At 63.2% G+C, this 15,669-nt stretch carries 9 protein-coding genes and 1 other RNA gene; 3 read left to right on the forward strand and 7 right to left on the reverse strand.

The genetic code is table 11. The features are described from left to right. The first annotated feature begins 71 nt into the window (after positions 1-71). Together R2676_RS09080 and ssrA are read left to right on the forward strand one after the other, a co-directional pair. Positions 72-3,854 carry a DUF748 domain-containing protein gene (locus R2676_RS09080; protein ID WP_206275605.1) on the forward strand — a complete coding sequence of 1,261 codons (3,783 nt, stop codon included), beginning with the start codon at positions 72-74 and terminating at the stop codon, positions 3,852-3,854. A gap of 32 nt (positions 3,855-3,886) precedes the next feature. Continuing rightward, positions 3,887-4,244: a transfer-messenger RNA gene (gene ssrA, locus R2676_RS09085) on the forward strand. A 206-nt stretch (positions 4,245-4,450) separates the two neighbouring features. On the opposite strand, the gene R2676_RS09090 is transcribed toward ssrA, so the two are convergent. From R2676_RS09090 to R2676_RS09115, 6 genes are all read right to left on the reverse strand, one after another. Then, complete coding sequence (locus R2676_RS09090) at positions 4,451-7,009, reverse strand: fimbria/pilus outer membrane usher protein (protein WP_206275606.1); 2,559 nt, start codon at positions 7,007-7,009, stop codon at positions 4,451-4,453. A 117-nt stretch (positions 7,010-7,126) separates the two neighbouring features. Continuing rightward, entirely contained in the window at positions 7,127-7,873 is a 747-nt protein-coding gene (locus tag R2676_RS09095; protein ID WP_206275607.1) for a fimbrial biogenesis chaperone, read from the reverse strand. An 82-nt stretch (positions 7,874-7,955) separates the two neighbouring features. After that, positions 7,956-8,537 carry a fimbrial protein gene (locus R2676_RS09100; RefSeq protein ID WP_206275608.1) on the reverse strand — a complete coding sequence of 194 codons (582 nt, stop codon included), beginning with the start codon at positions 8,535-8,537 and terminating at the stop codon, positions 7,956-7,958. 329 nt (positions 8,538-8,866) lie between these two features. Further along, a complete protein-coding gene (locus R2676_RS09105) occupies positions 8,867-11,287 on the reverse strand; it encodes an ATP-binding protein (protein WP_316887243.1) in 2,421 nt (806 codons plus the stop codon). A gap of 183 nt (positions 11,288-11,470) precedes the next feature. After that, positions 11,471-13,927, reverse strand: coding sequence for an ExeM/NucH family extracellular endonuclease (locus R2676_RS09110; protein WP_206275610.1), 2,457 nt, complete (start codon positions 13,925-13,927; stop codon positions 11,471-11,473). Positions 13,928-14,118: 191 nt separating this feature from the next. Next, positions 14,119-14,454: an RcnB family protein gene (locus tag R2676_RS09115; protein WP_206275611.1), complete on the reverse strand. Its 336-nt coding sequence runs from the start codon at positions 14,452-14,454 to the stop codon at positions 14,119-14,121. Between the two features lie 249 nt (positions 14,455-14,703). Between R2676_RS09115 and R2676_RS09120 the strand changes: the two genes are divergently transcribed. Next, positions 14,704-15,336, forward strand: a complete 633-nt coding sequence (locus R2676_RS09120) for a LysE family translocator (protein ID WP_027677897.1) — start codon at positions 14,704-14,706, stop codon at positions 15,334-15,336. 94 nt (positions 15,337-15,430) lie between these two features. Here R2676_RS09120 and R2676_RS09125 read toward each other — a convergent pair whose 3' ends face one another. Next, on the reverse strand, positions 15,431-15,658 hold the full coding sequence (locus R2676_RS09125; protein ID WP_004629370.1) for a sulfurtransferase TusA family protein: 228 nt from the start codon (positions 15,656-15,658) through the stop codon (positions 15,431-15,433). Positions 15,659-15,669 lie beyond the last annotated feature (11 nt).

Genomic DNA, 15,669 nt, shown 5'->3' on the forward strand with positions numbered 1-15,669 from the left:
TGCCTCCCACCGGGACGTGGCGGTTGACCGACTGACGAAGTAGGCCACACCGTGGCCGGACCGACACCAGCATGAGCACCTCCCCCGATTCGCGTCCTGACCTGCAATCGAATACCAACAGCTGGCGCGCGCGGCTCGATCGCGTGCGCAGTACGGCCGGCTGGCAACGCGCGGCGCAGGTTGGTACGTCGCGTCGCACGAAGCGCATCGGGATCGGCGTGCTGATCTTTCTGGTGGTGTTCGGGTTGCTGGGCGCATTCGGTGGGCCGCCGCTGCTGCGCTACCTGGCGCAGACACAGCTCAGCAAGCTGCTGGACCGGCCGGTTTCGGTCGGCAAGATCGGCATCAATCCATACACGCTTCGGCTCGATGTCGACCAGCTGCACATTGCCGAGCGCGACGGCAAAACGCCTTTCGTCGACGTGGGCCATCTGCATGTGAACGCGTCGTGGAGTTCGATCTTCCGCCGGGCGCCCGTCATCGAAGAACTCAGCATCGATGCGCCGCACGTGCGTATCGTGCGCACCGCCGAGCAGCGCTTCAACTTCTCCGACATCGTCGACAAGCTGACGCAGTCGGATAACCCGCCCAAACCCAAGTCGGACGAACCGGCGCGCTTCGCCTTCGCCAACCTGCAGTTGACGAACGGCACGATCGATTTTGCCGACCAGCCGCTTGGTGCGCAGCACAAGGTGGACGGATTGCAGATCGGCGTGCCTTTCCTGGCGAGCCTGCCCGCTGACGTGGACATCTTCGTGCAGCCGCTGCTGGCCGCCCGCATCGACGGTGCGCCACTGCATTTCGCGGGCAAGACAAAGCCGTTTGCCGAGTCGCTCGAGTCGAACCTCAACATCAAGATCGACGGTCTGGATCTGCCCCGCTACCTCGGCTACGTGCCGGGCCCGCTGCCCGTGGCGGTGCCGCAGGGCAAGCTGACGACCGACCTGACGATCGACTTCCAGAAACCGAAAAGCGGCGCGCCGGTGCTGCGCGTGCATGGCACTGCCGGCCTCGACAACCTGCAAGTGGTCGACGCCAGGAAAGCGCCGCTTGTGGCCGCCAAACAGGTGCGCGCAACACTTGCCGACGTGCGGCCGCTCGACAACGTATTCCACCTCGATGCGCTGACGCTTGATGGCGTGCGCGTCGATGCCACGCGGGGCGCCGATGGCGCCATCAATTTCGCGCAGCTCGGCGGCAAGCCCTCGCATGCCGAAGCGAAGCCCGCCAAACCCGAGCCTGCACCAACCGCCAAGCCGAAACCGCTGGATGTGGTGGTCAGCAAGCTGCAACTGGCCAACAGCACCGTCCATTGGCATGACGCAACCACGCAGCCGGCTGCCGACCTGACGCTGGAAGACCTTCGCGGCGACATTGGTGTGCGCACCCTGGGCGGCCCGACTACGCTCGATGTGGGCGCCAAGCTGGCGCAGGGCGGCACGCTGAACGTCAAAGGCAACACATCGCTGGAGAAGAACACCGGCGAGCTGGAGCTGAAGCTGGAAGGCGTGAAGCTGGCTGGCATCGGCCCGTATCTGCGCCAAGCCGGTGCGCCGCAATTGCAGAACGGCGCGCTGTCGGCCGACGGCAAGGTGGCGCTCGACTTCGGGCCGGACAAATTCAACGTACGTGCCGAGCCGCTGACCGCGAGCCTGGCCGATCTGTCGCTGGCGCCCGCCTCGGGCAAGGACACCGCGCTGCGCGCCAAGCTACTGCGCGCCGATGTAAAGAGCTTCGACCTGAGCGCTCGCACCCTCGCACTGAACGAGGTGCGCGCCGACGGCCTGCAGATTGACGCATTGCGCAAGAAGGACGGTACGACCACGTTGACGCTGCTCGATGGGCCGCAGCCAGCGGCCGGCAAGTCGGCAGCGCCCGCCAAGTCCAGCGCAAAGTCGAATGCCCCCGCCGAAAAGCCGTGGGCAGTGACCGTACAGACCTTGAAGCTCGACAACAGCGCTGTCGGCTTTGAAGACCAATCGAACTCGCGTCCGGTCAAGGTGCGTGTCGAGCCGCTGAACGTGGTCGTGCAGAACGCCTCCACCGATCTCGGTAAACCGGTCAACGTGCAGATCGGCGCGGGGCTCGGCACGAAGGGCAAGCTCGATGTGCGCGGCGAGGTGGTGCCGCAACCGCTGAAGGCCGACCTGCGCGTGAACTCGCAAAACCTGTCGTTGGCGGGTTTCGACCCGTATCTCGACAAATCGCTGAATGCTGCGATTACGAGCGCCCTGCTCTCGATGGACGGACGCCTCGTACTCAACCAAGGGAAGGCGCTGACGGTCAACTACCAGGGCAACGCGACGCTGGGCAACGTGCGCTTGCAAGACCGCGTGAGTACGGACGACTTCCTGCGCTGGCGTTCGCTCGCGCTCAACCGCATCCAGGCCAACTACGACGGCACCACGCCGCGTGTGCGGGTGGGCGCGGTCGCACTGTCGACGTTCTACGCGCGGATCATCATCAATCCGAATGGACGCCTGAACCTGCAGGACATCCGCGTGCAGCCGACCGAGGAGCGACGCTCGCTGACCCAAAGCGAACCTGCATCGGCATCGGGCGCTGCAGCTTCCGTCCCGGCAGCGGCGCCCGTGGTGGCTTCGGCCCCGGCTGCGGCCCCTGCATCGGCAGTCACCGTGACAGCCACCGGCCCCACGCCCAAAGCCGGCGGCGCCGATCTGCGCGTTGACGCCATCACGCTCCAGGACGGCAACATTCGCTTTACCGACAACTTCGTCAAACCAAACTACACCGCCAACCTGACCGCCATCGGAGGCTCGATCGGCACCATCAGCACGGCCGCCAACCAGACACCCGCCGACGTGACGCTGCGCGGCAGTGTCGACAGCACGGCGCCTGTGGACATCCACGGCAAGGTCAATCCGCTCGCGCCTACGGCCTTCGTCGACCTGACGGCCAAGGCCGACGGCGTGGAACTGACCAACCTCACGCCCTACTCCGCCAAATATGCCGGCTACCCGATCACCAAGGGCAAGCTGACGATGGATCTGCACTACCTGTTAGACCAGGGCAAATTGACCGCCGACAACCACATCTTCATTGATCAGCTCACCTTCGGCGACCGCGTAGAAAGCAAGGACGCGACCAATCTGCCGGTGCGGCTGGCAGTGGCGCTGCTGAAGAATTCGCGCGGCGAGATCGATGTGCGCGTGCCGGTATCCGGCTCGTTGGATGACCCGCAATTCAGCATCGGCGGCGTCATCCTGCGTGCATTCGTCAACCTCATCGCACGCGCCGTGACGGCGCCCTTCTCATTGCTGGCCAGCGCGTTTGGTGGCAGCGGCGGCGAAGAACTCGGCTACATCGAGTTCGATCCGGGCACTTCGAACATCAGCCAGGCATCGGTGGCGAAGCTGGACAAGCTCGCCACGGCGCTCAAAGACCGCCCGGCGCTGAAGGTCGACATCGTCGGCCGCGTCGATCCGGAATTCGACCGCGACGGCCTGCGCCGCGAAGCCGTGAACCGCCAGATTCGCGAACAAAAGCTCAAGGACGCGGGCGACGCTGCAGAGGCAGACACCAGCGTCAAGCCGGAAGAGGAGGCCAAGTACCTTGAACGCGCCTACAAAGCCGCCAAATTCCCGAAACCGCGCAACGTGATCGGGCTTGCCAAATCGTTGCCGCCCGACGAGATGCGCAAGCTGATGGAAACCAACGTGCAAGTGACGGATGCGGACTTGCGCGAACTCGCCCAGCGACGTGCCAACGCCGTGCATGTGGCGCTGGCCGAACGTGTGGATCCGGGACGTCTCTTTGTGGTGGCGCCCAAGCTGAACGCGGACGGCATCAAGGACAAAGGCAAGACGACGCGGGTTGATTTCTCGCTGAAATAGCCCATCTATGGGATAATTCACCTTTCCTTACTGGGGCCGACCTGGTTTCGACGTGGGTTGCAAAGCAGTGGAGGGCATACCGAGGACCCGTCACCTCGTTAATCAATGGGAATGCAATAACTGCTAACGACGAACGTTACGCACTGGCAGCCTAAGGGCCGCCGTCCTCGCACTGGCTCGCTGACGGGCTAGGGTCGCAAGACCAGCGAGGTCATTTACGTCAGATAAGCTCTAGGTGAGTCACGGGCCTAGAGACGAAAACTTAGTGAATCGCCGTCGTAGAGCGTGTTCGTCCGCGATGCGGCGGTTAAATCAAATGACAGAACTAAGTATGTAGAACTCTCTGTGGAGGGCTTGCGGACGCGGGTTCGATTCCCGCCGGCTCCACCAGCTTTTCAATGCAAAAACCCGCGACAGCGCAAGCTGTCGCGGGTTTTTTCTTGGCAATGCCCAAAGCACGCGACCTTGTTACTGGCAGTCGCTGAAGGCAGCATCCGCTTTGCGGGTCAAACGTGTTTTACTCATCCCCGTCTTCCTGGCATTGCTTTGAGCGTTTCAGGTAATCAGTTCTCGACATACCTTTGGAAAGGCTCGGCTTAGCGGCAGCGCAACGTCTGGCGCTGGTAATTCCGCCCTGCCTCGGCCTTCGGTACCGCATAAGGCGCTTGGCACTGCCCTTCCTTCCACTTCACCGCCAGCGTCCCTTGCTCCTGATTGAGCAGAACAAACGCCTTGCCGCTGGGGTCCGCAATCCCCAGTTGTTTGCCCGTTTGCGCGTCTTCAACGCTGGCTCCGAACGGCACCGGTTTGCCCCCCGCCTGCTCCAGCGTGAACTGCACACGCTGGCCGCTGTAGCCCTTGAAGGTCGCTTGCACGATGGCCCCACGGCGGGGCACGACCTGCTTGATGGTGTCTTCCAACTCCACGTCCGCACCCAGGTTATGGGTGTCCGGGCGCAAGGCGTTCAAGCGGTACGGCTGGGCGTAGGTCACGACCGCATAGCCGTTGCGGCCGACAGGCGTGCCACCGTCGGTTCGCACGTCGGCCCCTTTGACGCCTTCCATCTTCATCAGGGCAAAGGTGTCGCCCACCGTGCGGCTGACGTTCACGCCGCCGCGATGCACCACCACGGCGCCCGTAGCGCCCACGCTGGTCGATTGGTAATCGCGTCCGACGTTGACGTTGACCGAAAGCTGGCCTGCGTCGGCATCATGCGTAAGGCTCGCACCACCCGTAGCACCGCGGCCCCGGCTGGTGTAGCCGGCTTGCATGGCGTACGACGTGTTGTCGCTGACATAACCGCTCACGCCGCTCTGGATATTGGTGCCGCCGTTGCTGTCGTTGCTTACGTTGGTATAGGCACGCGGCGACCGCAGCTTGCCACCCAGCGGGATCGACATCGTCAGCATGACCTGGGTGTTGTTGCCACTGCCGCCAAAGCGAGTGTCCTTGGTCTGGCTCAAGCTGAGGTTGTAGCTGAGTTGCTTCCAATTGTTGCCATAGCCAACGCTGACACTTCGGCTGGAACCCGGCTGGTTCCAGTAGGTCTGCTGGCTGACGTTGAGATAGACGCTGCCGTACTTGCGTTCCACGCCGCCCAAGTCCTGGCTGGTCGTCAAGTCAATCCGCGAGCGGCTGCGTCCGGACAGCACACCCGTGCTACCTAGATCGTTGACATGGTCATTAAACGTCCGATAGCCCGAGGTCGAATATCGATACGCCGCCAACGTGAAGTTGGTATTGGTGCGCGTAAACGTCTTGGCATACAAGATACGCACACTCTGCCCCGTGTCGCGCTTACCCTGCGCGCGGCTGCTCGACTGCGTGATATCCACCGACAGGGCGCCGACAGGCGTGTTTGTACCGACCCCCACGTTAGCGGCCTGAAAGTCCCGCGAGGCTTGGAAGCCCCCCGCTACCGTGCTGTTGTCTGTCAGGCCGTAGACGAGCGAACCACTCACCAGATTGGGCGAGGCATTCTGATCGCCGTCGTACTTGCCGGCCACGAAGCTGTACTTCAGCCGGCCCTTGCGCAGCATGAGCGGGAGGCTGGAGAACGCCTGATGCGTGACGTGCTTCCTGCCATCCGCTTCGATGACCGTAATTTCCAAGTCACCGTTGGAGCCGGAGGGAAAAATGTCGGTCAGCTGGAACGGCCCGGGCGGCACGTTTGCGCGATACAGAACGTAGCCGCTCTGACGCACCTCCACCACGGCATTGGTTGCAGCCTGCCCGCGGATGACAGGCGCATACCCGCGTTCGCTGTCAGGCAGCATTGCGTCGTCCGAGGTAACTTGCACCCCACGGAAACGCACGCTATCGAACAGTGTCGCGTCGGAATACTGTTCGCCGAGCGTCAGTTGCCCCTTGATCGCATCAACGTCCCGCTGCACCAGCGTGCGGTTGCTCTTGAAGCGCGTCTGGCCGCTATTGCTTCCGGTCAGCGCGGATTCATTGCGCAGACGCCAGCGCCCAATGTTCACCCCATTCTGCAGGCCAACGTAGTAGCTGCTGCTGTCCGACCCAAAACGGCTGTGGCCGTAGTTGCCGCTGAACTGGTAGTTCACATAGCCTGCAGTGACGCCTTCATCCCATAGGGCGGGGTCCACATAGCCACGGGCGGCACGCGAAAGGAAAGCCTGCGGAATGCTCAGGTTCAGTTGGAGGCGGCCGGAATCGAAATCGACGGCCGCTTGGTCCATCAACTGCGGCAAGTCCAGGCACGCCTGGCTGTTGATATCCAGTGGAGGCGTAATGGCGGTCAGGTTCACGCCAAAATCCTGCAGCATTTGTGCAGTCAGGCATGGACGGACCTTACCGTTGCCGCCCTCCTGGTGAAAATCGACGTCGCGCCGCCCGACGAGATTGCCATTGACCTGCACCTCGACGCGATAGGTGCCGGGCGGCACGCTGTTGCCCGAAGAGAGCACGGCGCTGAGGTCAGCTGGGCGCCCCTCGCCTTGCAGGAAGCCCGTATTGAATGCGAGCAGTGTGGGATCAGCCCGCGCAACAAGCGTTTCGCCCTCCGCAGCGCGCGCGCTGTTGAACATCGCCAGACACAACGCCAGGTACAGCGGGGTTGCCCTGGGGCGAGCAGCGGCCGCATTTCCATCAATCTTTTTTGAGAATGGTTTGGTGGTCGGGCGTTTAGACATCGCAATGCTCGCTGTTGGCTCTGAGAATCGGGGGTGTCACATAGGCAAGCTCCGCTACGAAGGGGCGCGGGCTGATCCAGCCCAAGCAGGCCGGATCGACTCGATCGACGTGGTCGATCAGTTGCCGGTAGAGACCGGCGTGCTCGGCTGACTGCCGTGCAAGGTGACGCGGTAGCTTTCGCGACCGCCGTAGTCATTGATGACTTCGTAGCGCAGTTCAGGCGCGCTGCTGTTGCCGGCGGTGAGCTTCACGGGCAATGTCACCGTGGTGCCGGGCGCGACCATCTTGGCGTCAACAACCGGTTCATCGGCGTTACCGGCGTGCAGCTTTGCGTCCACCACGGTCACGTGATATGGGCTCGGATTGGTCAAGCGCAGCAGCCCTTTGCCGGCGTCCTGGTTCAACTGCCATTGCAAGCGGGTAGGCGCCTTGACCGGATCGCCAGCCAGCCCGGTGGGCCGATAGAACACCTTGATACGTTGACGAACAGCCAATTGCAGGACGTTGTCCTCCTTGACGGTCTGAGGAATCTCCTGCACGTTCAGCCAAAAAGCGGACTCGCGATCCGTTGGCATGCCGACGCCTTCGTACAGCACACGCAGCAGCTGCTGCTGCTTAGCCCCTACCTTGGCCAGCGGCGGCGTAATTGCGAACGGCAGTTGAGCATCGGCCACGTCTTCCAATGGATCCAGCCACGCCTGAAGCAGCGTATCTTGACCATCGTTGCTGACGACCACCGAGCTTTCTTTGTTCTTTCCATCAAAGATGACGCGCGTGGTGCTGAGTGAAATGCTGGCGTGACTCGCGGACGCAACCAACGCGCACGCCAACGCCGCGCCAACGGCGTATCGTTTTGCTTTCATATCCGGAATTGCCTTGAAGAAGAGGCGGCAGCGGAAACATTCCGCTGCCGATTGAAGCCAGCCGGAGCGGCTGGCACTTGGCTTACTCGTAGCTCAGCGTGAACGGCAGGCTTGCGTTGGCGATACCAGGCTTGATCTTGGTGGCGTCCGGAGCGACATAGGCCGCGGCAAAGCGCACGTTGATGGAGCCGCCTTCTGCCGGCACTTCGGTTTGTGCCAACAGGTCGCCATTGCTCAGGTCGAAGGCGCTGGCGGTTGCGCCCGTGCCTTCGTACACAGCAATGCCCACGCCTTGGGCAAAACCTGCAGACGTGTTGCCGCTGTTCACGCGCAGCGTCTTCTTGTCGGTGCTCAGTTCAGCGGCCTTGCCAGCAAACTTCATGCTGACCTTGGCGCCCTTCTTGCAGACCACTTCGAAGTTGGCCGAGCCAGTACCGCCCACCAGGTTCTTCGGCGCCGAGACGGTGCCGATATCATCAGCCGCGACGTTGCCCATCTTTACGTTGATGGTGCCGGCATCACCCGAGACCGACGACACCTTGCAGGTGTCGTTCGTGATCTTGCCTTCGAAGTTGATGGTGCCGTCCACCTTGGTGGCCTGAGCCATTGCGACGGAAGACAGAGCAGACATGGCTACGCCCGCCAGGAACAGTTTTGCTTTCATTGACTTACCCTTTGATTGAGACCACAGGACGGAGGTGCCTGAACTTGGTCGAGAACAAATGCCTATCGAAGAAGGCAGGCGCAAGTATTCCAAGCAAGGCGCTCGCGCCATATCAGACTGCTCTGAAAAGCGGGCAAGATTGGGGCATTTGATCGCACGTCTCACGCCATTGACGTGCAGAGCTTTCTCGCCGTGAAGGCGGCGGCTCAATTGTCGGTGCCGTGGAGAACTTGGACCTTGCAGAAGTACAAGGCGCTAGACGGCCGCCCGCAGGGGGAACAGCGTGTCGGGAGCGCTAAATCAAAGCAAGGCGCCCCCGAGAGAAAAGATCAGGCCTCGGCTGTACCGGCCCCGTGCAGCGATTGGAGCTCTGCGACCAGCGCTTGAATCTCCGCGGTGATCGTGCCGGAGGGCGCCGAAAGATGTCGCTCAAGCGCGCTCGCCACATTGCGCGTCGGCAGATCTTCCACAACAGCAGCTGCACCGACAATCCGATGCGCCGCTCGACGTGCCTGCTCGATATTCCCATCTGCGACGCCCTGGGAGAGCATCTCGAGATCGGTCTTCATCGTCTGCCGATAAATCGCATGCACGTCCGTCGCCGGCTGCAGCGGGTCTTCTTCCGGCGCCGCGTTGGAGCCGGAATCGCCATGGCCGCACCAGAGTTCGATCAGTTCCCGTAAGGCGGCAAGGCGCAGCGGCTTGCCCAGGACGCCGTCCATGCCGCTGTCGAAGCACCGTGCGCGATGCGCATCGTCAGCCGCGGCGGAGATCGCCACAATCGGCGTGCGTTCGCCCCCGCGCTGGCTTTCGATCTCGCGCATGCGCTGCGCAACGGTATAGCCGTCGATGCCCGGCAGGTTGCAGTCGAGCAGCACCATGTCAAACACTGTCGACGTGAAGTGTTCGAGCGCCGCCTCGCCGGTGCCGGCGATGGTCGACCTGCAAGCCAGTGCGGCGAGCTGATGCTGGATCGCGTGCTGCACCGCCTCGTGATCATCGATGACCAAGATAAGGGGTCCATCTTTCGGTTCACGCACCAGCGGCTTGTGAGCCCGAACCGGCGATATCGCGTGCGCCACGGAAGCAGACGATTCGACCGCACCTCGCTGCGATACCCCGTCGGCATGCGGCTCGCGCGTGGGCAGCATGACGGTGAATACCGTGCCGATCTCCGGGCTGCTGCTGACCGTGATCACGCCTTTCATCAGGTCGACCAATTCGCGGCAGATCGACAGGCCCAGCCCAGTGCCGCTGGCACCGCGGTTGCCCGGGCTTTCCACACGCGCGTAGGGCTCGAAGATATGCCGTTGACGTTCCGGGGGGATGCCCATGCCCGTGTCGCGGATTTCGAGCACAAGCGTGCCAGTACCGCGGCGCTTGCCGCGCAGGTAGTCGACGCGCAGAACCACCTTGCCGGCCTCGGTGAACTTGATCGCATTCACCAACAGGTTCAGGACGATCTGCCGCACGCGCATGGCATCGATGTCTACGCTGAAAGCTGGCGCGCACGCTAGATCAAGGAAGAGCGCCAGCTTCTTCTCCTCCGAGCGCCAACGCACCATGTCGAGGGTCTGCTGGGCCCACGGCCCGATCTCCGTTGGCTGCGGCGCGAGCGTCACGCTCCGCGATTCGAGGCGCGAGTATTCGAGAACATCGTCGAGCAGCGCCAGGAGTGTTTCCGATGCCGAGACCGCTGCATTCGCACGGTTCGCCTGCTCGCCGGTCAGCTGCGAGCGCTGCAGCAGCTCCAGCGACGCAAGGATGGTGTGCATCGGCGTGCGGATCTCGTGGCTGATGAAAGCGAGGAACATCGCCTTGTCGCGCTCACTACGGACGGCCGCAACGCGCGCGCGCCACAGCACGTATGCCAGAACCGCGAAGGCCAGCACAACACCGCCAACCAGGGCAACCTGCCGCCATCGGTAATGGAGGATCGACGAGAGCGACGGTGCACCGTAGTCGGTGGTTTCCTGCCATCGGTGCCGGATTGCATCGGCCTCTGATGCCGGAATGGCGGTGAGCGCCTTATCGAGAATCGACGCGAGCACGGCGTTGTCCTGGCGCGTGACCATCGTCAGCGCATAGGGACGATCCCAGATGCTGCCCGAGAGAAAAAGCCGCCCCTTGAACTGGCGATTCAGTTGCGGAAGGATTGACGCGTCGGTCCCGAGGGCGGCGTCCGCATCATCGTTTGCGACTGCGTCCAGCGCATCCGACTCGTCCTGGAACGTCAGCAATGTCACCGGCACACGGCTGTGGCGAATTGCAAGTTCGAGGCCGCCACCGCCTTTGATGGCAACCCGCTTGCCGGCAAGTTGCGGGAAGCCGGCGAACATATTTTCACGCTCGGCCGTGACGATTGCGATGGTGCCGACGTAGTACGGCGTGCTTGCAATGAAACCGTCCCGGTGCGGTGCCGTATCGAAATCCTTGCCCCAGTCGGGCAGCATGTCGATGCTGCCTGATTTCAACGCTGCGATGGAGCCCTTCCAGCACGCGCCGTCGACATATTCGAAGCGCAGCCCGCTCAGATCCGAAACCGCATCGAGGAACGACGGAACGATGCCGACGACCTTGCCGCCTTCGGCAAACTCGAACGGGCGCCACTGTGCATCGACACAGGTATGCACCACCGGATGCGTGGCAATCCACGCATGTTCTTCCGGCGTGAATAGCGAGGTCGCTGCCGCGTGGCTGCCCGCGGACGTCAAGCCAAGCCAACCGCCCAGAATCAGCGCGCGCACCATCGCCGCTACATTGTTCACAGCATCCCCAGTCGCCATATCGAAATCGATTGCACCGGCATGTCGCACCTGCAATGCTGCCGGCCTTGTCATTTGACAAGCTTAATTCAGTCCAGAGGCGGAGGGGCTGAAAAGCGCATTCGGGCGGCATCGGACGGCCAGCGAGGGGCACGGATTCGCGGTCGATCAAGGCCGACACGCACGACGCCGCGCCAGGGCTACCGCAGCTGCGGCCAGTGCGAGCCCGAGGATCGGGTCCACCGCACCGGCACCCCCCTCCCCATTGCTGCCTGGGGCACCACCCGCCGCCCCATCGCCTTCCGGACTCGTGCCGCCACCTGCGGCTTGCGTATTGAGCGCGAGATCGACCAGCACCGGATCGTGGTCCGACGAGCGGTAGGCGTCCGGCGCGTAGAACGTCTGCTGCTGTTCGGCGCTCTTGTAGGCGAACGAGTATTCCAGCGCAATCGGCTCATCGGCGTTGATGTGCCACTCGTGCACGGCGCGCACACGCTCGGCCAGGCCCGGGGTGGCCAGCGCATGGTCGATGTAGCCGGCTTCGCCGCCATAGACGTAGCTGTACGCATCCTTGCCGACGAACTTCGCCACCATGTCGGCATAGCCCTTGTCGGCGAACAGCAGGATGGGGTCTTCCTTGGCATAGCTGTTGAGGTCGCCGATGAGGAGCTTGCCGATGTCCGCCACACCGGTCGGCGAGGTCGCCAGCCAGTCGGCGATCAGGCCGGCGGCACGGACGCGGGTGGGGTTCCAGCAGCTTTGGCCATCGCGCTGGTCGGCGTCCTTGCCGGTCGCGCCGGAGCAGCCCTTCGACTTCAGATGATTGACGACGACGGTGAAGTTTTGCGTGCCGCCGATGCGCCGGAAGCTGCGCGCCAGCGGCTGGCGGTTCTTGTCGTCGATGGCCAGAGTGGCCGGCACGCCGACCGGCTCGACGGTGCGGCCGTTGTAGATGATCGCCACCGTGATCGCATCGCCGCCGAGCTTCGGCACGCCCGGATCGACGTAGCGCCAGTCGGTGCCAAGCTGGCTCGTCAGGCGGCGGATGGCGCTGAGGCTGCCGTAGCCGTCGTTCTCGATTTCCATCAGGCCGACCACGTCGGCGTCGATGGCGCGGATGGCGGCGACGATCTTGGCTTCCTGGCGTTCGAACTCGACCTGTGTCTTGGCCCCTCGATTGGCCGGATCGTCGAAGCCGGCACCTTTGCCGTCACCGTTGAAGTAGTTCAGCACGTTGAACGACGCCACGCGCACATCGGCCTGGGCGTGGCGCGCACGAGCGCCGGCACGCGGGTTCCCGGCGGCATTGAAAGCCGGTGCGGCGGCGCCCGGCACGGGCTGCAGGCGCCAGGCGTTGTAGCGCATTTCCAGCACGCCCTGCACGCCGCTCACCGTGTAGCCGGCGCGCACGGGGTTGGCGGCCGACAAGCCCGGCGCCGGATAGCGCACGGTGCCCGGATTCTGCTGATTGGAGCCATCGTCGAGCACGATGCGGTTCAGCGCATTGGCCGCGGCCTGCGCTGCCGCGCCATTCGCGGCAGGCGCCACGTTTGTGGGCAGCGGCAGGCGGCCGTTGCTGAGCAGCACGCTGCCATAGCGCCCCAACTCGTACGTTTCGCTCACCGTCAGCGTTTGCGGCAGGCGCACGAGCATTCCTTCATATGCCGACAGCGCCTTGGCGTCGGCCACGGGCAATGTCACATCGACGGGCGTCACGCTGTGGCCGCTGGCGCAGCTTGCGATGCCGTTCGTGGCCAGCGTCAGTTGCGTTTGGCCGTACTTTTCCTCGACCTTGCCGACGAGGTGGACGAGGTCTCCAGCGCGCGCGCTGACGCCCGGCGCATAGACGAACAGCCCTTCCGACACGCCGGGCAATCTGCGGCGCTGTGCGTCGGGTTGTTGCACGAAGAAGCCGTTGAAGCCGTTCGTGCCGCTGTAGTCGGCGGTCACGACCGCTTCGATCTCGACGTTCTGGCCGGTCAGCGGCGAAGTCGCGCCGGCGCCCTGCACGTCTGCAAGGTGTGTTGCCGGCGCCCCGCACACGGCAGCGGCAGGCGGTGGTGTGACGGTACCTTGCCCGTTGTACAGGCCAAGATCGGAAAAGTCGTCGACGTTGAACACATCCCATTGCAGAGATGGGTCAAAGGCCGCCGTGATGTTCGTGTCGCCCGTCTTCACCGTGCCTTTGCGGCGCAGCGTGTGGTCCTTGGTGCCAGCGCTGGCTGTGCCCCAAAAGCCGGACGGCGGCTGATAGCCGACCTGGCCGATGCGATCGACAACGATGCCGGAGCGTGTGAGCGTGAGCGCGTCGTCGCCGTTGAACGAGAACGCCGCGGCCTGGTTGACGCGCGTGCCGAGCGCGCTTGCCAGCGTGCTGTGGGCCATCACGTGAACGGCCCCGGGCGCCAGCTTGCCGGAGAGCGAAAACGAAGCGGTGGGCGTGCTGGCGCCATTGTTGTACTGCTCGATCTTGTAGACCGACAGATCGGCCTCGGTGCCGTCGGGGTTGTAGATTTCGATGGCTTTGTTGTTCGAGCTGCCTTCTACGTACTCGCTGATAAGAAGCTCGGCATGAGCAGGCAACGCCGTGAACAGCACGACGGGAAGGAGAAAATGCAGGCGCATGGGGATCAGGGGATGGGGGGAGGAATGGTTTCGGCATACCTTCAACAACGCCGATGACGCACGCATGGCGCGCCGTCGCCGATCGTTCAGCATTCTGTAAGCCGGGCCTTCCGGGCAGCTCGCCCTCACCAAAAAATGAAAAACCCGCGACGCTTTCGCAGTCGCGGGTTTTTCATGAGCGGAACGCTGTGTCAGCCGCCGATCGTCACATTGAAGACAAGGCCATCTGGTCTCACCAGGTAGTAGCCGCCGTCCACACCGACCCAGTGGTAACCGCGCGGCGGAGGCGAAAGACGATGCTCGCGCCAGTCGTCGATGACGTATTGCCGATCACGGTATTCGGGGGGAATGCGCTCACCGCGGTTCCACCGGTGAGCCATCTCGCGATCGGCTCGACGGTCCATATCGACACGTTCTTCGTGGCGATCGCGGTCCCAGCGGTGGTCGCGCTCTTGCGCATGGCTGGTCAGCGGTGCGAGCGCAGAGACGGCCAGCATCAACGACATCAGTAACTTGGTCTTTTGCATGGATTGGCTCCTTGAAGCGTCCGGACATGCCGGACCTTGTTTCCACTCTATGCCGCCCCTCCGCTCCAGGCTGTGACGAAGCACGTTAAGGATGTAACAGTGGATTTTCGAGTGCGGCCTGCGCCGCCTGAGCCGTTAGTGGACCAATACAAAATTGCCGATTTTTGTGATTTTCTGTACCTGTCCGGCCATCGATAGCGGGTGCTAGCCTACAAGCTCCTCCCCTTTGCCGCCGATTGCGCCTCCGCCATGCCCACCCTCACCAATCTGCTTACGTTTGCCCTGGTTGCGCTTGGCATGGTGCTGACGCCGGGCCCGAACATGATCTACCTGATCTCGCGCTCGATCTGCCAAGGGCGCAACGCCGGGCTCGTGTCGCTGGCGGGCATCGCCACGGGCTTCGTGTTCTACATGCTGTGCGCCGCATTCGGCATCACTGCCTTGCTGATGGCCGTGCCGTTTGCCTACGATGCGCTGCGCTTTGGCGGGGCGATCTATCTGCTGTACCTCGCCTGGCAGGCGGTGCGGCCGGGCGGCCGGGCGCCGTTCCAGGTGCGCGAACTGCCGATGGACAGCCCGCGCAAGCTCTACACGATGGGCTTGCTGACCAGCCTGCTCAACCCGAAAGTGGCGGTGCTGTATCTGTCGCTGCTGCCGCAGTTCATCGAGCCGGCGCACGGCAGCGTGCTGGTGCAGTCGGTGTGCCTGGGCGTGACGCAAATCTGCGTCAGCGTGACCGTTAATTCGATGATCGCCGCGACGGCGGGCAGCATCGCCGCGTTTCTCTCGCGCAAGCCGAGCTGGCTGTCGGTGCAGCGCTACCTGATGGGCACCGTGCTGACGAGCCTGGCGCTGCGCATGGCGATGGAAGCGCGCAAGTAGTCGCACGCAGCCGATAAAAAAATCTGCCGCCAAACGAAAACGGGGCGATCCAGCCAAACCGGATCGCCCCGTTTTCTTTGAACGCGCTGCCAGATCAGCGACGGCGCATATAGAACGTGAACACCTTGTCGTGCTCGCTGTGCTCCAGCAGCTCGTTGCCGGTCTGCTTGGCGAAGGCCTGGAAGTCCCGCGTGGCGCCGGGGTCGGTGGCAAGAATCTTGAGCACGTCGCCGCTTTGCATGTCGGCAAGCGCCTTCTTCGTGCGCAGAATGGGCAGCGGGCAATTCAGGCCGCGCGCGTCGATTTCCTTTTGAAACTCCATGTCTTCCTCAG

It is taken from the genome of Ralstonia flatus, assembly GCF_958439105.1.
GTDB lineage: Bacteria > Pseudomonadota > Gammaproteobacteria > Burkholderiales > Burkholderiaceae > Ralstonia > Ralstonia flatus.